The organism is Corallococcus aberystwythensis, assembly GCF_003612165.1.
GTDB classification, from domain to species: domain Bacteria; phylum Myxococcota; class Myxococcia; order Myxococcales; family Myxococcaceae; genus Corallococcus; species Corallococcus aberystwythensis.
Genome location: NZ_RAWK01000129.1, coordinates 1 through 20,539 on the forward strand (window position 1 = coordinate 1; position 20,539 = coordinate 20,539).

The window sequence follows — 20,539 nt, forward strand, 5'->3', positions numbered from 1 at the left end:
CCCCTCCTGCTGCCCGTGAGGGTGACGCCCGTGCCGCTGGCGCTTCACATGGAAAGCAGTACGGGCCAAAACGGCAACGCGTACCCACCGGACAGGGTCGTGCACCGCTACTGAGCACTTGTGATCGCGCCACGCGCGCATCCCTCACTGGCCAACACGCGCATGACCCCACGGGGCCTGCCGCCACGTGCCTGCCCGCCTGCTGCGTCCGCCGGGGTCTGGCGGGCCCCATTCCAAGGTGGACGGGGGGCCGTGTTAGGACTGCGACACGTCCCGTCCCCGCGGCAGGAGCGCGAGGGCGCGACGCCTCTTCCTGGAAGGACTCATGCGTTCGACTTCGGCACTGGCGTTGATGATGGCTTCCCTCGCGGTGGGCACGCTGTCGGCTTGCGGCGACGACAAGACGGACAACACGCCGGACTCCGGCACGGACGCGGGCACGGACGGTGGGACGACCAGTCCCAATGGCCAGTGCCCGGCCTCCGCCATCATCTGCGAGAACTTCGACAAGGGTGCCAACGGCTGGAAGCAGCCGGACGAGGACCACCACGCCACCATCGCCATCGATGGCACGCGCCCCCGCTCCGGCAGCGGCGCGGTGCACGTGAAGACGGACCCGGGCTACAACGAGGACACGGGGCAGGGGGACCAGCAGGCCATCGCGCACCTGCGCAAGGACATCCCGGAGTTCGGCACGAAGCTCTACACGCGCGCGTACGTGTACCTGAGCCGGGCCTCGCCGGAAGGCGTGATGGGGACGTACTTCATCCTCTTCTCCCCGAAGGACGGGGAGTTCGGCGGCATCGAGCTCCAGGGGATGCACAGCGGCGCCTTCGCGCTGGATGACTGGAGCGGCATCAAGGGCACGGGCTGGAACCACCAGGAGGGCACGGAGGTCACGGTGTCGCCCAACAAGTGGACGTGCATCGAGTGGGGCGTGGAGCGCGCCAACAGCACCGCCACCACGGGCCACGCGCTGGTGTGGGTGGACGGGAAGCTGGCCTTCGACTTCCCGAACGTGGGCATCCGGCCGTTCACCAACTTCGGAGTGGGCTACGGCTTCGTGCACCCGAAGGGTGACTCCGCGTCGGAGACGTGGATCGACGACCTCGCCGTGGCGCCCGAGCGCATCGGCTGCGAGTGACGCCATGTCCCTGAACCGCGTCGCGGACGAGACCCTTCACATCCTGGAGCAGGGCACATACGTGCCGCTGTCCGGAAAGGAAGTGTCCATTCGCGACGCGGTGGCGCGCGCGGTCGAAGGCACCGTGCTGGTGCGCCCCGGTGACTTCGACCGCCTCACGCGGCCCGCGCCGGTGCCGGGCTTCACCATCGAGGTGACGCCGGAGAAGACGGGCGACGCCGCGCGCCGGCTGGTGGAGCAGGAGGGCGAAGCGCGGGTGCTGGCGCTGAACTTCGCGTCGGCGGTGAATCCGGGCGGCGGCTTCCTCACGGGCGCGAAGGCGCAGGAGGAGGACCTGGCGCGGTGCTCGGCGCTGTACCCGTGCCTGCTGAAGTGGCCGGAGTACTACGACGTGAACCGCAAGCTGCGCTCGCCGTTCTACACGGACCACTTCATCTATTCGCCGGACGTGCCGTTCTTCCGCAACGAGCACCACGACCTCTTGGAGCGGCCCTTCCTCGTGTCGCTGCTGACGGCGCCCGCGCCCAGCGCGAGGGAGCTGCCGGCGAAGGATCCGGAGGTCGCACAGCAGCTGCGCGAGGTGCTGGCCGCGCGGGCGCTCAAGGTGTTGCAGGTGGCGGCACATCACGGGCACCGCACGATCATCCTGGGGGCGTGGGGCTGCGGGGCGTTCCGCAACAACCCGCACGACGCGGCGGAGGCCTTCGCGAAAGGGCTGTCCACGATGGCGGGCGCGTTCAGCCGCGTGGTGTTCGCGGTGTATGAGCGCGGCGGCAAGGGGCCCAACCTGAGCACCTTCCGCGAACGCTTCGGCTGAGGGGCTGTCCTGTGTGCTCGCGCGCTTGCTAGCGTCGGGCGCATGCGATGGAGCCAGCTGGGGCTCGTGGTGGGGATGCTCGCGTGCTCGGGCACGCTGAAGCAGAAGCCGATGACGGAATCCGAAGCGGTACGCACCGAGGAAGAGCCCGCGACCGCGGTGCTCACGGCGCTGGCGAAGGCCGCGGAGGGCAGGCCCGTGCCCGGCATCGAGTTCCGGATCCGGCAGGCCCTGGAGGATCGCCCCAAGGAGTACCGGGGCACGACGGACGCCCAGGGACAGGCCGTGTTGACGGTGCCTGCTGGCTGGTACGTCTTCACCGCTGACGTTCCGGGCTACCAGTCCTTCGTGGATCCGGACGTGCGGATCGCGCGCGAGCATCCCGCGACCGTGACGATGACACTTCGTCCTGCCGCGACGGTCTCGGGACGTGTGGTGGACGGTGCGGGCCAGCCCCTCGGGGCCGTGTCGCTCTCGTGGTTTCCAGCGGACACGACAGCGCCCCGGTTGGACCTCGTGAGCAATCCGGATGGAGGCTACCGGTTCGAAGGCATGGGGCCAGGGCCGGGCGTGTTGCTCGCACAGCTCCAGGGCTACAGCGATGAGCGACGGGTGTTCGACGCGCGGCCGGAACATCTGACGCTCGTCATGCGCGAGCAGGGCGCGTTGCGGGTGACGGCCTTCGCTCCAGATGGGCGTCCGGTGAGCTCGCCAGAAGTGAGGCTTGATGCGCCTGATCCCGTGACGCGGGAGGGGGCCTGGATCGACGAACACGTGAAGGACGCCTGGGTGTGCCGGGGCCTGGAGGCGAGGCGCTACCGGGTGAGGTTCAGGCATCCGCTGGCTGGAAACGCGAAGTGGATCGTGTCCTCCGAAGTGGAGGTCGTAGCGGAGCAGACCCGCGAGCTGGCGCTCCGCTTTGACGGCCTGGTGGAACGCGCACCGCTTCAGGGCCGGGTCGTCGGCGCCGACGGACAGCCCGCGGCGGACGTGTGGCTGCAGGCCTTCTCGGGGGATCCGAAGAAGGATGCCTTCGCGAGCGAGGACTCCACCCGTACCGATGCGGAAGGGCGCTTCACGTTCGAGCACCTGACGCGGGGACCCGTGCGCGTGGTGGTCGAAAAGGGTGACGCGACGCTGGAGTTCGGTCCACAGGCGGGCGACGTGTCGGTGGAGCTCCGTTCCCAGCCCATTGTCGAGGGACGCGTGCTGGGGCCGGATGGGAAACCCCTGACCCGCTTCATCGTGAACGCGATGTTCTACGAGGGTCCGGAAGGGCGCTATCAGCACTCGCTGTACGGCCCCGGGCCCACGGGGTTGGTCTTCGCGGCGAACGGCCTCTCGAGCACGCGCAGGCGGGTGGTGCCCATGGGGGAGCGGACGGTCCTGCCGGACGTGATCTTGGAGGAGGCGGCGGTCCGCACCGTGCGCGGCAGGCTCGTGCGGGAGGACGGGCAGCCGGCCCTGTCGAAGGGAAGCGTGAATCTGCTCCCGTCTCCGGAGCGGGAGTCGACCTTCGCCGGGCCCCGTCTGTTCGCGAAGACGGAGGCGGACGGCCGGTTCGTGTTGAAGGACGTGCCTCGCGAGCCGTTCATCCTCGAAGCCGACAGCGAAGAGGACGGGACGGCGTCCCAGCCGTTGGTCCCGGCGGAGGAGGAGGTGACGGTGCGGCTCGTCCCGGCTGCCATCCTGGAGGGCACAGTGGTGGATGACGCGGGGCGTCCGTTGCAAGGCTTCGGCTTGACGGCCCGGTGCGACGACAATCCCAAGCGGTTTTTCATCACCGATGCGGAGGGCCGCTTCCGCAGCCACCTCCCCTCGGGACGCGAGTGTTTCTTGAGTGTCGACGACACCTACGGTCCATCAGGTTGGCCTTCGCCGCCGCAACGCGTCTTCTGGCCCTATCGATTCACCGTCCGCCCGGGTGAAACAATCCATGTGGATCTGCGGCCGCGCTCAGGGCCCGCGTCCGTGGAGGTGCTGTTCCCCACCTCGGGCAAATACGACGAGGTCTTCCTCGTCCCTGGAGACATTCCGATGCCGTCGACGGAGGCTGCCATGACTGCGCTGATGGGGGTCGCCCTCGCGCCGGATTGCACTCCCGCGGATCAACGGCCGGAGCGCCACATGGAGACTTGGTACTATTACGTCGCTCGTATCTGGGAGGAGCCTCGATACAGCCAGTTGCCCCTCGGGCGCTACACGCTGTTCGTGGTCGCAGGCCCTAGCGAGCTTGTCGTCCTTCGCTACCCCGTGAACCTCACGGAGCCCGGCGTCCACCGCTTCGAGATGAAGCGCCCCGTAGAGGGCGGCGTGCACTTCGTTCGCTGACGGTGCCAGTGCCGCGTCATGCCCTGCTAACCTGCGGGGCATGCGATGGAGCTGGGTCGGGCTCTTGGCCGTGGTGCTCGGGTGCGCGGAGGCGCCGCGCCCGGTGCTGAAGCGATGGCCTGTCGAAGAAGTGCCTGTCCTGGTCCGCGTCGTGGATGCGGCGAACCAACCGGTTCCTGGTGCGTCCCTGGCGGCGCGGCGCGCGGATCTCGGGTCGACCGTCGCTCGAGGAGGCACTACGGATGCGACGGGTACGGCCCGCCTTCAGGTGATGCCGGGCTGGTACATCCTCCAGGCGGAGGCGCCCGGCTTCGTGATCGTGACCCGCACGGATGCGCGCGTTCCTTTCGGTGCGGAGGCGCGCTGGGACGTGACGCTGGCGCGCGCGGCGGCGTTCGCGGGGCGCGTGGTGGATCTGGACGGACGGCCCGTCGCGGGGGCCGGAATCCAGCTCACTCCCGCCACGGACGAGGACTCACCGCTGCGTTCCGAGAGTGATGCCGACGGGCGCTTCCGCTTCGACCACGTGCCCGCCGGAGCCGTGAAGCTTCTCGCGGAGAAGGAGGGATGGAGCCCCACGCGGATGGAGCTCCAGACGCCGCAGCCGGAGTTGACGGTGGTGATGGGCGGCCTCGGCTCGCTGCGGATCCAGGTGCGCGGCCCCGATGGCCGGCCTGTGTCCGGACGGGCCACCTCCATCTCCTCCGTGGAGGACCGGCGCCACTTCGAGCGGTTCCCGGAGCGGACGGAAGAGGCCACTGTCTTCCGCAAGCTTCGCGCCGGGCGCTACCTCGTGTCTGGCGACTACGTGCCCGTGCCCGGCTGCACATGGACCCGCACCCTCGAGGTCCAGGTCCTTCCGGAGCAGCAGGCGGAAGCGACCGTGAGCTTCGAAGGCCTTCGCGACGTTGGACCCTGGCGAGGGCGGGCCGTGAAGCCCAACGGGGCGGCGTTTGATCACGGAACGGTGACCGCCGTGGCGCCGGGTGAAGATCCGGAGGGCGTGGGCCTGGACGGCATGTGCAAGGGCGTCGTGGGTCCGGACGGCTCCTTCGCCATTCCGCACGTCTTCAGGGCTCCGGTCCTCCTGATGTGGGAGGAGAAGGAATACGTCCGGGGCTGGGAGACGAGGGGGCCGTTTCCCGCGGGAACGGGCGAGGCGGTGGTGTTCCGCAACGTCGATGCTGGGTTGAAAGGCCGTGTCGTGCGGCCGGATGGACAGCCCGTGGGGTACTTCGAGGTCGACGGGCACTCCGCGAACAATCCCCGGGGCGAGTACGTGCAGTCCGTCCCGATGACCCACGTCTACCACTGGGTCATCGACGTTCTTGGCTTCGCGCCCGCCCTCGTGCGTGCCCAAGGGCGGGAGGGGGAAGTGCTCCAGGTCCCGGACGTCGTGCTCGACGTGGGCCGCGGGGTGCAAGGACGGCTCTTCGCGAGGAATGGCCGCACGGGCGTTCCGGATCAAGAGGTCCAGCTCATCGAACCGTTCGATATGGAGGGGCACGGGCCACGGTACCCGTGGACGACGAGGACCGACGCCGAGGGCCGGTTCCGCTTCGAGCATGTGCCCGGCCGGATCCAAGTCCTTCGAGTGGATGCGAAGGGGCAGGGGACCGTGCTCCAGGAGCTCAAGCCCGAAGAGAGCGCGGTGCGATTGCGACTCGTTCCCAACGCGGAGCTGCATGGCTCCGTGACGGACGGCGCGCGGGTGCCGTTCGCGCGGGCGAGCCTGGCCGTCCGCTGCGAAGGTGGGTTCAAGGTGAGCACCACGACGGACTGGGCAGGCCTCTACTCCGTGAGCATTCCGGGGGACCGTGAGTGCTTCGTGCATCCCGAAACACGCCCCCTGAACATCGAGGAGAGGCCCTGGCCGCCCCCGGTGGCCTTCTCACCCACGCGGCTTCGTGTAGCGCCCGGCTCGCTCCGTCGGATGGACCCCACGCCTCGCCAGGGCCCTGCCTCGCTGAAGGTGAGCGTCGAGGCGTCTCGCGAGTTCGTCACCGCGTTCCTGCTGCCAGGAGATGTTCCGTGGCCCGGCTCGCCCGAGGCATTGGATGCGCTGATCCGAGCCGGCTTCCATCCGGAAGACGACTACGACTCCGCCATCCCCATGTTCATGTTGGGGGCTGTCTTCCACTTCAGCCATCTTCCCCTGGGGCACTACACGCTCTTCATCCAGGATGAGATGGGGGGAGCGGACGCCATCCTGCGCGTGCCCGTGGAGCTGACCGGGGCCGGCGTGCACGTCATCCGGTCCGTGCGTCCCTCGCAGGGAGGCGGCAAGCCGTACACGCGCTGAACCCCGCCTACGCGCCTTCCACCGGCAGCGTCACCACGAACGCGGCGCCGCCGCCGGGTGCGTCCTCCACCCAGACGCGGCCGCCGTGCGCGTCCAATATCTGCCGCACGATGTAGAGCCCCAGCCCCAGGCCTCCCGTGCGCGCGGAGCCCTGCACCTGGGCGAAGCGCTGGAAGATGCGCTCGCGCTCGGCGGCGGGGACTCCGGGGCCCCCGTCCCGCACCGTCAGCCGCAGCAGGCCGTCCTGCTGGTGCAGCGCCACCTGCACCGGCGAGCCCTGGCCGTAGCGCAGCGCATTGGCCAGGAGGTTGCTCACCACCTGCTCCATCCGGAGCTTGTCGAACCGGCACGGCGCCGGCCCCTCCACGCGGGCGTCCAGCTCCACCCCGGCCTGCTTCGACTCGTCCGCGAAGCGCGCCACCATGTCCTGCACCACCGGCGCCAGGTCGCCGCTCGCCAGTTCGAAGTCCAGCTTGCCCGTGCGGATGCGGCTGACGTCCAGCAGGTTGTCCAGCAGCGCGGTCAGCCGCTTGAGCTGCCGGTCCGCCGCGTCCAACCGCACCGTGACCTTCTCCGAGCCCACGGGCTCGTCGCCCTTGTTCTCGGACATGCGGCGCAAGAGGTCCACCTGCAGGCGCAGCGACGTGAGCGGCGTGCGCAGCTCGTGGCTCGCCACGGACAGGAAGTCGTCGCGCGTGCGCACCGCTTCCTGCAACGCCTCCTCCGTCTCCTTCAGCGCGGTGATGTCCAGGATGGCCCCGCGCACCACCATCACCTTGCCGTTCGCGTCGCGGATGACGCGAGAGCGGCTGATGAGCCAGTGCCAGGTGTCGTCCGGCCAGTGCGTGCGGAAGGTGGAGGAGTACGACAGCACGTCGTTGTGGAAGATGGCCGACACCTGCGCTTCCACCGACGGCCGGTCGTCCGGGTGCAGCGACGCCAGGAACTGCTCGTGCGTCCACTCCTCCAGCGGCTGCGGGTAGCCGTAGAGCCGGTCATGGCCCTCTGAACGGAACACCTGCCCGGTGACGAGGTTCGTCTCCCAGACCGCCATCTGCGCGGACTCCAGCGCCACCTGGAAGCGCTCGCCCAGCTGGCGGAAGCGCTCCTCGGTGCGCGTGACCTCGGTCTCCGCGCGCTGACGGCGGGTGATGTCCGTGGCCAGCACCCACATCTCGCCGCCCACCGGCCGCACGGACAGCTCCAGCCAGACGCCCGACGGCAGCTCCGACAGGAAGCGCGAGGGCTCGCGCGTGGTGAGCGCGTCCAGCAGCCGCTCGTGCAGCGTCGTGCCCGCCAGCATGGGCTGCGCCGCCCACGGCGTCTGGCCCTCGCAGGAGCCGTACGGAAGCCCCAGCAGGGACGCCGCGCGGTGATTGAGCTCATGGATGGTTCCCTGCGCGTCGAGCGCGAGGAACGCCTCGGCCATCATCTCGCGCAGGACCTGCAGGCGGGTCTGCGCGGACATGCTGGCCTCGTCGGCCGGAAGCGGGGGCAGGTGGGCATCCTTCGGCATGCGCGCGGTGGCCGCGTCCGGCGAGGACGGCTCGCTCTGGGAGGCGTGGCGGACAGGCTCGAACGGACCACCGGGCAGGGGACTCATCGGGTCAGCACGCTCCCGCACGGCCCCCGCGCCCGTCAAGCGAGCGTGGGGGACCGTCCAGGCCGTCTGTCAGCCCAGCGGATCCGTGAGGGGTTCAGGCATGACCCACAACTCGGTGGGCCGGGCGTAGGCCGCGTCGAACGCGAAAAGGATGCCGTTCCAACGGTCCCAGAAGTCCGCCCAGCTGTACTCGGACGGTGGGGAGGTGAGGGGGTTGCCGTCGCGGTCCGGCTGGGCATACGCATAGTCCGCGTAGGTCCAGCGCACCGTGCCGAAGTCCGTCATCAGGAAGGGCGTCAGCGCCTGGAGGACGCCCGCGCGGGACACCTCGTCGGTAGGGGAGCCAGCGGGCGTGAAGACGGGCTGGGCCTGGTCGCGCTGTTCGCGCCACGCGACGAAGTTGGTGCCCATGGCGATGAGCGCGTCGCGGCGCGCGGGCGTGGGCGCCAGGCGGGCGTCCTCGTAGAGGGCGAAGGCGGCGATGAGCAGGCTCTTCCAGTGCATGCCGGGGAAGAGCAGGTCCATGCGGGTGGGGCGCGGCGAGTCCTCCGCGTGCGTGACGGCGTACGCATACGCCGTCTGTGCCTCCGCGTTGACGGCGTCCACCAGGGTGAACTCCGTGAGCACGCGCGTGGGCGTGATGGGCCCGGTGACGCTCGCGCGCCAGTCCAGGTACAGGCGCGCCGAACCGCCGATGTCGTTGAAGATGGCCAGGTTGCCCTCGTGGAGCGTGCGCTCCAGCGTGATGACGATGGCCTCCACCTTGTCGAGCGGCGTCGTGCCCGGAGCGCTCCAGTACAGCGTGCCCATGCGCGACGCGGTGGCCAGCAGGGTGCGCGTGTCCGCGAGCGCCGCGACGTTGAGCGAGCTGGTCAGCACGCTCAAGGCCGTGGCCGCGTCGGTGGTCAGCCCCTGCGCGATGAGCTGGAGGGAGAGGTCCTGGAGCCGCAGCCGCACCACGCCGCTCAAGCCCAGCCGGTCCAGCGCGTTCGTCAGCGACAGCGAGGGCTGCAGCCGCGCGGTGTTGATGAAGTGCCGCGCGAGCGCCGCGCTGTACATGCCCTTGCCGCCGGCCTGGGACGCGTGCGGCGCGAAGGTGAACCAGTTGGGACGCGCGCTGCTGGTGCCACCGGGTTGCAGCGTGGGGTCGATGATGCCGCCCAGCTCATACGCGATGTCGATGTAGCCCAGCGTGATGGTCCGGTTGTCCTCCAACGGCGTGGGCGCGGGCTGCGCGCTGGCGGAAGCGGAGGTCAGGACGAGGAGCGCGCCCAGGAGCGCGACGGTGGAGCGACGCACGTCGGTGCGAGGAGGAATCGCCACGGTGGATGTCCGGTGTTGGGGGGGGAGCGGCCAAAGCTAGGCAGTGGGCAGGCCGTTCCAAACCCCGGGCCCCGAGGTGGGATTCATGCACCGTTGAATGGACGACCCTTGACGCGTGGAGCCAGCTCCCAACTCCCGAGCGTGCACCGATCTTCCGGGCTTCACGCTTCCTTCGCGGACGAGAAGTACGAGCAGAAGCTCGTCACGTCGCGGTAGCCCATGCGGCGGTAGACGGGCGCACCGGCCTCCGTGGCATGGAGCACCGTGCGCTCCAGTCCCCACGCCTGCTTCGCCTCCTCCAGCGTGCGACGCAGCACCACCTCCGCGGCGCCCTTGCGGCGGTGCTCCGCGAGCGTCGCCACCAGCGCGATGTAGACGATGCCGTCCACGCGCAGCGCCACCGTGCTCGCCGCCGGGGCGCCGTCGTGGCAGCCGACGAAGCCCCGGCTCTCGGGGCCGTAGATGCCCGGCGCGGCCAGGGCCTCGCGCCCCAGCGCCTGGGGCATGTCGTAGCTCGAGGCGTTCACGTCCGCGACCGCGTTGTAGCCCCATTCATCCCGCACAGGCCGCAAGTCGATGGGCGCCAGGGGCCGCACCGGTTCCAGCAGCCGGTCCGCGACCATGCCGGTCGTGGCCATCCCCGGCTTGAGCCCCCGCGCGGCGAGCAGCGCATCCGCCCGCTCGCGCAGCGCCGGTGCCAGCCAGTCCGGCGTCAACGTGAAGGCCCAGCCGTGCGGCCCCTGCTCGAAGTAGCGCGCGGCCGAGTCCACCGCGTGCTCCAGCTGCGCTTCCGTCTCCACCGGCCGGGTGAGGAACGCCATGTTCATCAGCGCCCACGACACGTGGCCCGCGGTGATGAACACGTCCGCCCGCTCCACGACCTCCCCCTTCGGCAGGCCCAGCGCGAACAGCCTCCAGGCTCCACGGAACTGCGCGTACGACTCGTCGATCTCGGTTCGGGACATGGGCGTGCCTCCAGGCGGGTCCAGGAAGTTGGATTCTCCGCAATCGCGGAGGCCCGCGTCTATGTGCGCGGGGGGAGGGGCCCTGCTAAAGCGGGCGGCATGAATCCCATGGAAGGGCAGCCCTGGCAGACGGCGTGCCGGGTGTGCGGCAGGCAGACCTGTCCGAAGCCGGAGGCGGTGGCCTCCTGGATGCGGACGATGCTGGACCGCGTGCACGGCGCGCAGATGCGTGGCGCGGGCCGCCGGGGCCTGCGCGAGGCCCTGGCCATGGAGGGCGTGCTCATCACCACGCATCTGGAGGTGTGGTCGCGGGCACTGGAAGGCGTGTGCCCGGACTGCATCGCGGAGGTGGCTCCGGAAACGGACGCGAAGCTCCAGGATCCGGAAGCGATGCATGACGCGTCCCTGGAGCGCTGGCGCACCTCCGCGCCGGAGCTGGTCAGCGACGCGGTGGAGTCCGCGGTGGATGACGTGCTCCAGGCCGCGCGCGAAGCCGCCACGCGCGACAAGCCGAAGACCTGATCAGGCCCAGAGTTCCTGCTCCAGCGTGTCGAGCAGCGCCAGCGCGGTCTCCGGCGTGGGCAGGCCCGCCTCGGTGACGAGCGCCGCGTCGAGCGGCACCGCGACCTCCGCGCGCAGCAGGGCGACCGCGCGCTTGCGTGCCTCGCGCAGCGCCTCCTGCTCCGGAGCGGACAGCCGCGAGTGCACCCACCGGTCGATGTCCCACGACAGGCCCGCGTGCCGCGTCTCGTCTTCCGCGATGCGGACCATGGCCTCCCGCACCTCGATGTCGCGCGCGTGCAGGGCCTGGTGGTGGGCCACCAGCGCGCCGTACGTCTCGCGCACGCAGCCCTCCACGGCGTTGTCGAGCGCCACCTCGTTCAACGGGCGTGGAGGCACGGCCGCGACGGCGGGTGGCGGAGGCGTGGCCCCGAAGCGGCGCGCGAGCCTTCCCGTCAGCTCCGTGTGCAGGACCTCATCCACCGCGCTTGCGAGCGCCGCGTCCTGGAGTCGTGCCTCCGCGCCATGCAGGGCCAGCTCCTCCCGCAGCCGCAGGAAGGCGTGGATGGACGCGGCCTCCAGGTGCGCCGTCTGCGCGAAGTGGTGCCCCAGCGCGTCCTCACAGCTGCCCACGACCGCGCCCTCGAGTCCCACGGGCCGGCGGCCCACGGCGCAGGTGCCGGTGCCCTTCTCCAGCACGTGATCCTCCACCTCTCGGATCGTGCCGTCGGTGGACACCCGGACCACGGACTGAATCAGGTTGGAGCCTTCGCCGCACGCGAAGCCCCTCGTGCCGATGACGTTGAAGCTGCCATCCGGGTTCCGCTTCACCGCTCCCCGCTCCAGTGCGTCGCAGCTCAGGTCATAGCCCGAGGCCACGACCACGAGCGCCGCGTCCTGCGCGGTGTCGATGGTGCCGATCAACTCCTGGAACGACTTCAGCGTCGACCAGGTCTTCACCTCGTCGCCGCGAGTCGTCGCCAGGAAGTACTTCTCGCAGACCATGACGCAGTCGTTATGGAAGCCTTCCGTGGAGCTGGCGTTCTCCAACGCGGTCTGACAGGCCGGCACGTCGGTCGCGGTCGCGCAGGCCTCACCCGTCGAGGCCCGCGTCTCGTACGTGGGTGACACCGGGTTGTCGTAGTCCGTGTTGGCACGCAGCGCGACGAAGTCCGGCGCCGGCTGGATGCTGAGGTCGTCGATGGCGAGGTCGCCCTGCGGCGTGCACTCGATGGCCGAGTAGTCCAGCAGGCTCGTGCTGCCGGTGCCACACCCCGCCAGCACCAGCGGCGTCGCGAGCGAGGCCCGCAGCGCGCGAGAGAAGAGATGCCGCAACCGGTTCGTGTGCATGGACGCCTGCTCCGTGGGACGAGGTGGCCCGCAGGCAGAGCAATGGCGATGCCAGCGCCGTGCTCCCTCTGCGAGCCCCCGTCCCGCGAGCATGCCCGCGTGCTCGGAAAGCTGATGCGCCTTCAGAAAGTTGAGGGGACAGAGGAGGGCGGGATCACATCGACTGCGACCCGCGGAACAAGGGCGCACCCAGCGGCGCGCCGTTGAGGCCACCGTCGACGAACAGATCCTGCCCGCTCACGTAGGAGGCATCGTCCGATGCGAGAAAGAGCACGGTCTTCGCGATCTCCTCCGGCTGGCCCATGCGCCCCATGGGGATGGTGGCGGACATGCCCCGCTCCAGCTTCGCGAAGGCCTCCGGCGTGGGCGCGTTCTTCTCCCAGATGGGCGTGATTGTGGCGCCCGGCGACACGACGTTGACGCGGATGCCCTGGGGCGCGAGCTCCGCGGCCAGCACGCTCACCATCGCCTTCAGCGCGCCCTTGCTCGCCGCGTACGCGGAGTACCCCGGCATGCCCAGCTCGCTGTGCACCGAGCTGGTGAGGATGACCGACGCGCCGGCCTTCAGGTGCGCCGCCGCGGCCTGCACCGTGAAGAACACGCCCGTGACGTTGGTCTGGAGGACGGATGCGAACGCCTCGTGCGTCGTCTTGCCCACGAAGGTCTGCGCCGCGATGCCCGCGTTCGCGAACACCACGTCCAGCCCGCCGAACCGCTCCACCGTCGCCGCCACCGCGCGCTCCAGCGCCGCCGGATCCGTGGCGTCCGCCTGGACCGCCAGCACGTCCCCACCCAGCTCCTTCACGGCCGCGTCCAGCGTCTCCCGGTTGCGGCCGGTGATGGCCACCCGAGCCCCCTCCGCCACGAACAGCCGCGCCGTCGCCAGCCCGATGCCACTGTTGCCGCCCGTGATCAGCGCCGTCTTTCCCTTGAGCCGCATCTGACTGCCTCCGGTTTAAATGGTTTCATGATGAAACCAATTGCCGGATGAATAAAAAGCCCGGTTTCGTTATGCAACCAATTGTGGGAAGGAGGCGGTGATGAAGCGGACGAGCATGGAGGGGGCGACGTGCCCGGTGGCCCGGTCGCTGGACGTCATTGGCGACTGGTGGTCGCTGCTCATCGTGCGCGATGCGCAGTACGGCCTACGCCGCTTCGGTGAGTTCCAGAAGAGCCTGGGCGTGGCGAAGAACATCCTGGCCCAGCGCCTGAAGCACCTGGTGGACCACGGCATCCTCGAAACCCAGCCGGCCTCCGACGGCAGCGCCTGGCAGGAGTACGTGCTGACGGAGAAGGGGAGGAGCCTCTTTCCCATCCTCGTCGCGCTGGGCCAGTGGGGCCAGGAGCACTGCTTCGAGGCGGGGGAGCCTCGCACGCGGGTGCTCGACAAGGCGCACGGGCAGCCGGTGAAGCCGCTGGAGGTTCGCGCCGTGGACGGCCGGGTGCTGACGGTCCAGGACGTGCGCCTGGAGCGGCCGCCCACACAAGGCTAGCGCCACCCGGAGCCGGGCTGGTTAGGGTGTGCCCATGACGCGCCCTGCATCGGATTCGTGGTCACTGCCCTGGATGGGGCTGGGGCTGAGCAGCAACCTGAGCGCCTCGGACGTGCCGCATCCGTACCGGTTGCTCGACGCCTCGCCCGGCCTCTTCGACTTCGTGGAGTACAGCGCGCCCATCGCGCTGGAGGAGGCGAAGGCGCAGGCCACGCTCTTTCCGGAGATGTGGCGCCGGCGCCCGGACGTGCCCGTCCTCTTCCACCCCGTGCACCTGAACCTGTGGGGCCCGGAGCTGGAGCCCGCGTCCGCGCTCGCGCAGCTGGATGCGCACGCGCGAGCGGTGGGCAGTCCGTGGGTGGGCAACGACGTGGGCTGGTGGCACGCGGGCGGTCAGCCCTTCCCGGGCTACCTCTACGTCACGCCGCCGTTCAACGAAGCGGGCGTGCGGGACAGCGCGGCGCACGCGCTCCACATCCAGGCGGGGCTGAGCGTCCCGCTGGTGATTGAGAACCCCGCGGTGCTCGCCACGCGCGGCGGACTGCACGCGCTGGACTTCCTGGCGAAGCTGCACGCGCGCACGGGCCTGCCGCTGCTCTTGGACCTGGGCCACCTCTTCAGCCACCAGCTCTCCGCGGGGCTGCCCCTGCGCGCGGGGCTGGACGGCTTCCCACTGGATCAGGTGGTGGAGATCCACATCGCGGGCGGCGTGGTGACGCGCAGGGGAGGGCGGACCTTCTACGTGGATGACCACACGCAGCCCGTGCGCGAGGAGCTGTTCGAGCTGCTGGCGGAGGTGCTCCCGCGCTGCCCGCGCCTGCGCGCCGTCACCTTCGAGGGCGACGGCCATCCACCGGAGGTGGCGCTCGCGTCGCTGCGGCGGTTGCGCGCGTGGGTCCCGAAGGAGTCCCGTCCCGCCATCGCCATCCCCGCGTCGCGCGAGCCCGTGCCCGCGCTCACCTTGGAGAGCCGCCCGTGGGCCCTGTTCGACGCGGGCCACGGCGTCACGCCGGCCACGGAGGACGAGGACCCCGAGGGCACGCGCGCGGACCGGGACTTCCGGCTGGCGGTGGTGGCCGAGCAGCTGGACAAGGAGTGGCCCCTGACGCGCCTCTTGCTCGCGGCGACGCCGGAAGGGCTGGAGTCCTTCACCCGCTCGCGCGAGTACCGCGGGCTCTTCGACGGGCTGGGCAAGTCCCTGTCCCACGCGTTCGCGTCCTGGGCGCGCAAGCGCGTGATGGCCGCGCCGTCGGACGGGGTGGCCGCCGCGCTGTCGCTGGAGATGATGCTGCCGCACGCCTTCCTCGGACAGGAGCCTCCGCCTCCCGCACCGGGCCAGGTGGCGCTGGCCGAGGACGTCCGCCTGGGCTCGTTCCCCGCGGACCTGACCGAGCTCGTCTTCGCCGCACGGGCGTTGCGGCGGCATCTCACCGGCCGTGCGTGGGCCTGCGGGGCACTGGAGGTGTCCGGCCTGGAGGCCCTGGCGCAGGTGGCGGCCCGGCCGGGTCCGGGCCCGTGGCGCTTCGCCATCCGCCGGAAGGCGACAGGCTTCGAGGTCCTGACGCTGCCTCCCGAGGTGGCCGAGGGGCTCAAGGGGCTCGCGGACGGCCCGAGTCCCGTGGAGTCCCTGCCTGCATGGCTGCTCGCGGAAGGGCAGGCGCGCGGACTCTTGCGGAGGACATAAGCGAGGCGTGGTGTCCGGCGGTCAACGGATCCTTGCGCCCACCTGTCGGGTGGGGTAGTGCCCGCCGCATGTCGTCACCCCTCGTCGTTGGTATCGCGGGCGGCACCGCCTCCGGCAAGACCACGGTGGCCCGCAAGGTGCGTGAGGCCCTTGCTGACTGCCGGGTCGCCTTCATTGATCAGGATTCGTACTACCGGGACCTGAAGGACATGCCCCTGGTGGACCGGCGGGAGGTGAACTTCGACCATCCCGACGCGTTCGACACGGAGCTGCTGGTCAATCACCTGCGTGCGCTCAAGCAGGGCCAGGCCATCCAGAAGCCCGTCTACGACTTCGTCACGTCCGGCCGCCAGCCGCACACGCACCGCGTGGACCCCGGGGACATCATCCTCATCGAGGGCATCCTCGTGCTGCACATGAAGGAGGTGCGCGACCAGATGGACGTGAAGATCTACGTCGACGCGGACGACGACCTTCGCATCCTTCGCCGCCTCACCCGCGACATCAAGGACCGCGGCCGCGACTTCGACCACGTGGTGGGCCAGTACCTGCGCCACGTGCGCCCCATGCACATGGGCTTCGTGGAGCCGTCCAAGCACCACGCGGACATCATCATCCCGCACGGCGGCAACAACGACATCGCCATCGGGATGCTCGTGGGCGCGCTCCGGGCGCGGCTCGCCAGCCAGCACCAGTCGCAGCGCTAGCCGCGAAGCCAGCGCAGGAAGTCCTGCACCGGCCCCTTGAGCCGGTGCGCGTCCGACAGCAGGGTGCCGTGGTCCCCCGGCCCCTGCAGCTCCACGAACCGCGCCTGCACGCCCGCCGCCGTCAGCTGGTGGTACGTGTCCCGCACGCGCCCCGCCGGAGCCAGCGCGTCCGTCGCGCCCGCGAGCAGCAGCACCCGCGCGCGGATGCGCGAGAACGTCTCCGTCAAATCACAGCCCGCGTACGCCGAGCACAGCAGCGACCACGCCACCGGGTCGAACGTGTCCGCGAACGACGCGGCCTCCGCCTCCAGCGCCGCCTGGGCCGCCGCGCTGTCCGGATACGCCGTGCCCAGGTGGTCGCGTCCGTAGAGCAGCTTGAGGTAGTCCATCCGCAGCCGCGCCAGCGTCCGGTTCGGCGCGCGCTCGCGCAGGGGCGGGGTGTCCTCGTTGTCGGGCGCCATGCGCAGCACCTGCGACGTGAGGCCCATCTTCTCGCGAAGCCCCTCCGGCAGCGCCCGCGCCGCGCCCAGCACCACCACGCCGTCCGCCAGCTCCGGGAACAGCGCCGCCAGCCGCAGGGCCACCAGTCCGCCCAGGCCCACGCCCACCAGCGCCCGCACGTGCGTGAGCCCCAGGGCGCGCAACAGCGCGGACACGCCGCGCGCCATGTCCAGCACCGTGAGTGGCGGCAGCGACGTGCCCCACGGGGCACCGGTGTGTGGATCCGGCGTCACGGGCGACGTGGAGCCGAAGGGGCTGCCCAGCAGGTTGGGCACGATGACCGGCGTCACCTCCGGATCCAACGCCTTGCCCGGACCGATCAGCTCGCGCCCCCAGCCCGAAGGTTGGAACGCACCGTTCACTTCCGTGCTCAACGCCTGATGGGAGTGGGACAGGTCGTGCAGCACCACCACCGCTTTGCCATCAGACGGTTTCCCGTAGGCCTGCCAGGCAATCTGGGGGCTTCCCAGCAGCTCTCCTTCCTCCAGCGGAAGGGGCACGGTGAACAGGTGGATTCCCTCGGCCTGGGGCACGATGATGCGGCTCATATCATTGCCTGCCCGAACGCACAGGAGCCTGTCGCTTGAAGCGCTACTTCGGAATCATCATTGTCATCGCCCTGGTGATCGTCGCCGCGGTGGCGAGTCACCGCACCGCCTCCGCGCGGGCACACGAGGCGGAGCGGGACGCGGACTTCCGCCGCATCCAGTCCATCTACATGGAGCGCGTGGGCTGGATGCGCTCCAACCCGGATGAGGCCTCCTACCGGGACGAGCTGAAGTCCTTCTTCAAGGCGTACTTCGACGACGTCGACGCGCACATCACGCGCTTCAACGGCAACCCGAAGTTCGACAGCTACCTCGCGGAGCTGGACAAGCGCGCGGAGTCGGGCGGCGAGAAGAAGGACAACCGCGCCACGGACCGCAAGGCCTTCTACGAGTACGCGCGCAAGCAGTTCGACGCCCTGCACGAGGGCCGCTACCGCCCGGTGTGGACCGCCACGGACAAGGGCATGCGCCTGGACGTGGTGTCCAACGACGTGGTGATGGTGATGGGCAAGCCGCAGATCCGCCTGCAGCTGGTGCTCTGGGGCGCGCAGCGCGTGGAGAAGGACGAGGGCAAGGTGAAGAAGATGGTCACCAGCGCCGCGTTCGACACGGTGTGGAAGCTCACCGACGCGAAGGGCAAGCTGCTGGGCGAGATGCGCGGCGGCGACCCGTCGATGAAGATCGACTACCCCGAGCGCCTCATCGCCGAGTTCCCCCCGCAGATGGTGCTGGGCCACTACGACCTGGACCTGCTGCCCTCGGACGTGGCGAAGCTGGAGATGACCATCAACGTCGCCTCGCACGCGGCGTCCGGCGGCAACGCCAACGCCACCTACGTGTGGAAGCTGGACGTGCCGTCGGAGTGGAAGCTGGGCGCCAACGAGACGTGGGAAGGCGCCACGCAGGAGGAGCGGCCGGAGGAGGAGATCGACCCGGCCAAGGCCTCCGCGAAGAAGGGCGAGTAGCCCTTCAGGTCTTCACTTCGCCTCGTCACTTCACGACGGCGAAGTGAGACCCCAGCCGGTACGCGGACAGCGTGCCGGCGTCGTCCAGGAAGTACAGGTTGAGGCGCACGTCGGCCTGGAGCGCGACCAGCCCCACCCCCGCGCGCACCTCCGCGAGCACCTGTCCGCCGCGAGGATCCACCGCGCGCACCACCTCCCCCGCGATGAGCGTCACGTCGCGGGCGGTGCGCGCCGGCAGCGCGGTGATCAGCGGCTCGCCCGCGGCCCCCACGTGCCAGTCCACCTGTCCGGACAGGGCCACGCGAGCGGCGGCCCCGGACGCGCTCGTCACCACCACCGCGCGAGGCAGCGGCGCCAGCGCATAGGGCCCGGGCCCCAGGTGCAGCGCGCGCTCCCAGACCTTGCGCCCCTTCGCGTCCAGGCACACCAGGAACCCGTCCTGCTCGCGCATCCCGGCCAGGAGCACCCGCTGGCCCACCGGCAGCGGCGTGGAGGGCAGGGTGAGGCCCGGCTCGAACGTCCACTGCGCCTCGCCGGTGTGCGCGTCCGACAGCAGCAGCGCATGGTGCGAACCGCGCCCCAGGAGCGCCAGGAAGCGCCGGCCCCACGCCACCGGAGGCCCATGGAAGGGCAGCGGAGAGCGCAGCCGGTAGCGCACCTGTCCGTCCTCCAGGTCCAGGCCGTACAGGTAGCCCGAGTCCGTGGACAGGAGTGCCCGGTGCCCCTGCGTCGCCAGCCACCCGCGCTGCGTGCGCGGCGGGGCCAGGCGCCACACCTCGCGGCCCGTGGCCTCCGCGAAGGCCACCGCCGTGCGGTCCTCCGACAGCGTCAACAGCAGCCCGTCCTGACGCAGGAGCAGCGGCCCCAGGGGGATGCCGTCATGGTCGTGCAGCCACCGCGCGCCCGCGCCCCGGCCGGTGAAGCCGTACACGCGCGCGTCATCCGCCGCCACCGCGTGGCCATCCGCGGAAGCCGCCACGCCCAGCGACGCGGCCCGCCGCCACAGGAGCGCGCCGTCCTTGCGCGAGAACGCACCCGCCAGCCCCGGGGCGCAGTACACCGGCCCGTGCCGGCCCAAGAGCAGCCGCGCCTCCTCCGGCTCCTCCAGCCCGCGCTGCTCCCACAGCTTCTCGAAGCGCAGGCGCCGCAGCTTCCCGGGCACCTTCAGCGGACGGGACTCGCCGCGTGCCGGGGGCGTCTTGCGCTCGCGGGCTTCGCCTTCGGCCTCGGGCGGCTTGTGGGCCCCACGCAGGTGCGACAGCCCCTCGCGGCAGCGCTCCGCCAGCTCCAGGAGGTACGGGTTGGAGGCCTGGACCCGGTGCGCCTCCGCGAACGCGAGGCCCAGCGCCTCCCCCAACTGGAAGAGGGCGGACAGGAGCTCCGAGGGCTCCAGCGCGAACCAGGTGCCGGTGGGCCCCAGCTTCGCCCGTCGTCCCGGAAGGTCCAGCGTCAGCAGGGGGCGCACGCCCGCGGGCTCGAATTCGAAGCGGGCCTCGCCCAGCTCCACGGCCCGCGCCAGCTCCACCGCCTGCCGGGACAGCTCCAGCACCGTGAGGAACGGCGGCCCCTTCGCGCACCACGCCTGGGGACGCCCCGGCAGCGCCAGCCACACCTCGCCCGCGCCCAGCAGCGGCGCCAGCGCCCCGGAGGTGCCCTTCGACGGAGCCTCACGCGAGGCCGGTGAGATGTCCTTCAGCTCGAAGCCGAACCCCGGCACGGACACGGGTTCGATGCGCAGCGGGGTGGGGGGAACGGGGGGACCTTCCGCGTGCGGGGCGGCCTTGCCCAGGCCCCGGAGCGCTTCCTCCAGCTTCCGGGCGGCCGTCGCGGACAGGGCCTTGGGCGCGAGCTTCGTCACGTCCTGGAGGAAGCGCTGGCCGCTCTGGCGGGTGGCCTTCGTCAGCTCCTCGGCGTCCACGCGGATGGGCGGGCGCAGCAGGTGCGCGGGCCGGGCGAGGCTCGCCACCGACAACTCGATGTCCGGGCCGACGCGCCGCAACACCAACTCCAGGTGCGCCTCGGTCAGGGACACCTGTGCCAGCCGCCGCTTCCCGGCGTGCAGGGCCGCCACCGCCTCCACCAGAGCGGGGACGACCTCCGCCAGGGGCTCCTCCACCGCCCCGGACAGCAGGTTCACGCCGTCCAGTTCCAGCGCGATGGAATCGAGCGGGGAAGCTGACGGTTCGCGCTTCCAATGGTGTCCGATGCGAAGACGGGTCATTGACGTTCGTTGACAAGCCAGTTTAGCGGTGGCTAGCATCCGCCGCCCATACGGACCTACATTTTTGTAACCGTTCGGAATTCT

At 70.6% G+C, this 20,539-nt stretch carries 16 protein-coding genes; 9 read left to right on the plus strand and 7 right to left on the minus strand.

From position 1 onward, the window contains the following. Window positions 1-325 precede the first annotated feature (325 nt). From D7W81_RS21615 to D7W81_RS21630, 4 genes are all read left to right on the plus strand, one after another. The gene (locus D7W81_RS21615) at window positions 326-1,144 is read left to right on the plus strand and encodes a hypothetical protein (RefSeq protein WP_120557288.1); all 819 of its coding nucleotides are present in this window, start codon (window positions 326-328) and stop codon (window positions 1,142-1,144) included. A 4-nt stretch (window positions 1,145-1,148) separates the two neighbouring features. Continuing rightward, the gene (locus tag D7W81_RS21620) at window positions 1,149-1,961 is read left to right on the plus strand and encodes a TIGR02452 family protein (protein WP_120557289.1); all 813 of its coding nucleotides are present in this window, start codon (window positions 1,149-1,151) and stop codon (window positions 1,959-1,961) included. Window positions 1,962-2,003: 42 nt separating this feature from the next. Then, the gene (locus D7W81_RS21625) at window positions 2,004-4,292 is read left to right on the plus strand and encodes a carboxypeptidase-like regulatory domain-containing protein (RefSeq protein WP_120557290.1); all 2,289 of its coding nucleotides are present in this window, start codon (window positions 2,004-2,006) and stop codon (window positions 4,290-4,292) included. 70 nt (window positions 4,293-4,362) lie between these two features. Beyond that, window positions 4,363-6,594, plus strand: coding sequence for a carboxypeptidase-like regulatory domain-containing protein (locus D7W81_RS21630; protein WP_244227345.1), 2,232 nt, complete (start codon window positions 4,363-4,365; stop codon window positions 6,592-6,594). Window positions 6,595-6,601: 7 nt separating this feature from the next. Here the strand turns inward: D7W81_RS21630 and D7W81_RS21635 are convergent, their stop codons facing one another. The 3 genes from D7W81_RS21635 to D7W81_RS21645 form a co-directional block, all read right to left on the minus strand. Further along, a complete protein-coding gene (locus D7W81_RS21635) occupies window positions 6,602-8,197 on the minus strand; it encodes a sensor histidine kinase (protein WP_244227342.1) in 1,596 nt (531 codons plus the stop codon). Window positions 8,198-8,266: 69 nt separating this feature from the next. Then, window positions 8,267-9,520, minus strand: a complete 1,254-nt coding sequence (locus tag D7W81_RS21640) for a hypothetical protein (protein ID WP_120557292.1) — start codon at window positions 9,518-9,520, stop codon at window positions 8,267-8,269. Between the two features lie 161 nt (window positions 9,521-9,681). Then, window positions 9,682-10,485, minus strand: a complete 804-nt coding sequence (locus tag D7W81_RS21645) for a GNAT family N-acetyltransferase (RefSeq protein WP_120557293.1) — start codon at window positions 10,483-10,485, stop codon at window positions 9,682-9,684. A 99-nt stretch (window positions 10,486-10,584) separates the two neighbouring features. On the opposite strand from D7W81_RS21645, the gene D7W81_RS21650 reads away from it, so the two are divergent. Further along, window positions 10,585-11,007: a hypothetical protein gene (locus tag D7W81_RS21650; protein ID WP_120557294.1), complete on the plus strand. Its 423-nt coding sequence runs from the start codon at window positions 10,585-10,587 to the stop codon at window positions 11,005-11,007. On the opposite strand, the gene D7W81_RS21655 is transcribed toward D7W81_RS21650, so the two are convergent. Together D7W81_RS21655 and D7W81_RS21660 are read right to left on the minus strand one after the other, a co-directional pair. Continuing rightward, entirely contained in the window at window positions 11,008-12,336 is a 1,329-nt protein-coding gene (locus tag D7W81_RS21655; protein WP_120557295.1) for a ferritin-like domain-containing protein, read from the minus strand. 154 nt (window positions 12,337-12,490) lie between these two features. After that, window positions 12,491-13,276, minus strand: coding sequence for an SDR family NAD(P)-dependent oxidoreductase (locus D7W81_RS21660; protein WP_120557296.1), 786 nt, complete (start codon window positions 13,274-13,276; stop codon window positions 12,491-12,493). 100 nt (window positions 13,277-13,376) lie between these two features. Here D7W81_RS21660 and D7W81_RS21665 point away from each other — a divergent pair, with 100 nt between their 5' ends. The 3 genes from D7W81_RS21665 (at window position 13,377) to udk (ending at window position 16,220) form a co-directional block, all read left to right on the plus strand. Then, on the plus strand, window positions 13,377-13,829 hold the full coding sequence (locus D7W81_RS21665; protein ID WP_120557297.1) for a winged helix-turn-helix transcriptional regulator: 453 nt from the start codon (window positions 13,377-13,379) through the stop codon (window positions 13,827-13,829). A gap of 34 nt (window positions 13,830-13,863) precedes the next feature. Continuing rightward, window positions 13,864-15,513: an MbnB/TglH/ChrH family RiPP precursor modification enzyme gene (locus D7W81_RS21670; RefSeq protein WP_120557298.1), complete on the plus strand. Its 1,650-nt coding sequence runs from the start codon at window positions 13,864-13,866 to the stop codon at window positions 15,511-15,513. 68 nt (window positions 15,514-15,581) lie between these two features. Next, window positions 15,582-16,220, plus strand: coding sequence for a uridine kinase (gene udk, locus D7W81_RS21675; RefSeq protein ID WP_120557299.1), 639 nt, complete (start codon window positions 15,582-15,584; stop codon window positions 16,218-16,220). On the opposite strand, the gene D7W81_RS21680 is transcribed toward udk, so the two are convergent. Further along, window positions 16,217-17,269, minus strand: coding sequence for an alpha/beta fold hydrolase (locus tag D7W81_RS21680; RefSeq protein ID WP_244227343.1), 1,053 nt, complete (start codon window positions 17,267-17,269; stop codon window positions 16,217-16,219). The genes udk and D7W81_RS21680 overlap by 4 nt on opposite strands. Window positions 17,270-17,304: 35 nt before the next feature. Between D7W81_RS21680 and D7W81_RS21685 the strand changes: the two genes are divergently transcribed. Then, entirely contained in the window at window positions 17,305-18,234 is a 930-nt protein-coding gene (locus D7W81_RS21685; protein WP_208721398.1) for a hypothetical protein, read from the plus strand. A 25-nt stretch (window positions 18,235-18,259) separates the two neighbouring features. Here D7W81_RS21685 and D7W81_RS21690 read toward each other — a convergent pair whose 3' ends face one another. Beyond that, complete coding sequence (locus D7W81_RS21690; protein WP_120557301.1) at window positions 18,260-20,455, minus strand: outer membrane protein assembly factor BamB family protein; 2,196 nt, start codon at window positions 20,453-20,455, stop codon at window positions 18,260-18,262. Window positions 20,456-20,539 lie beyond the last annotated feature (84 nt).

Coding starts and splice junctions, on each gene's coding strand:
- D7W81_RS21615 (WP_120557288.1), top strand. CDS start 326: ATGCGTTCGACTTCGGCACTGGCGTTGATGATGGCTTCCCTCGCGGTG.
- D7W81_RS21620 (WP_120557289.1), top strand. CDS start 1,149: ATGTCCCTGAACCGCGTCGCGGACGAGACCCTTCACATCCTGGAGCAG.
- D7W81_RS21625 (WP_120557290.1), top strand. CDS start 2,004: ATGCGATGGAGCCAGCTGGGGCTCGTGGTGGGGATGCTCGCGTGCTCG.
- D7W81_RS21635 (WP_244227342.1), bottom strand. CDS start 8,197: ATGAGTCCCCTGCCCGGTGGTCCGTTCGAGCCTGTCCGCCACGCCTCC.
- D7W81_RS21645 (WP_120557293.1), bottom strand. CDS start 10,485: ATGTCCCGAACCGAGATCGACGAGTCGTACGCGCAGTTCCGTGGAGCC.
- D7W81_RS21650 (WP_120557294.1), top strand. CDS start 10,585: ATGAATCCCATGGAAGGGCAGCCCTGGCAGACGGCGTGCCGGGTGTGC.
- D7W81_RS21655 (WP_120557295.1), bottom strand. CDS start 12,336: ATGCACACGAACCGGTTGCGGCATCTCTTCTCTCGCGCGCTGCGGGCC.
- D7W81_RS21660 (WP_120557296.1), bottom strand. CDS start 13,276: ATGCGGCTCAAGGGAAAGACGGCGCTGATCACGGGCGGCAACAGTGGC.
- D7W81_RS21665 (WP_120557297.1), top strand. CDS start 13,377: ATGAAGCGGACGAGCATGGAGGGGGCGACGTGCCCGGTGGCCCGGTCG.
- D7W81_RS21670 (WP_120557298.1), top strand. CDS start 13,864: ATGACGCGCCCTGCATCGGATTCGTGGTCACTGCCCTGGATGGGGCTG.
- udk (WP_120557299.1), top strand. CDS start 15,582: ATGTCGTCACCCCTCGTCGTTGGTATCGCGGGCGGCACCGCCTCCGGC.
- D7W81_RS21680 (WP_244227343.1), bottom strand. CDS start 17,269: ATGAGCCGCATCATCGTGCCCCAGGCCGAGGGAATCCACCTGTTCACC.
- D7W81_RS21690 (WP_120557301.1), bottom strand. CDS start 20,455: ATGACCCGTCTTCGCATCGGACACCATTGGAAGCGCGAACCGTCAGCT.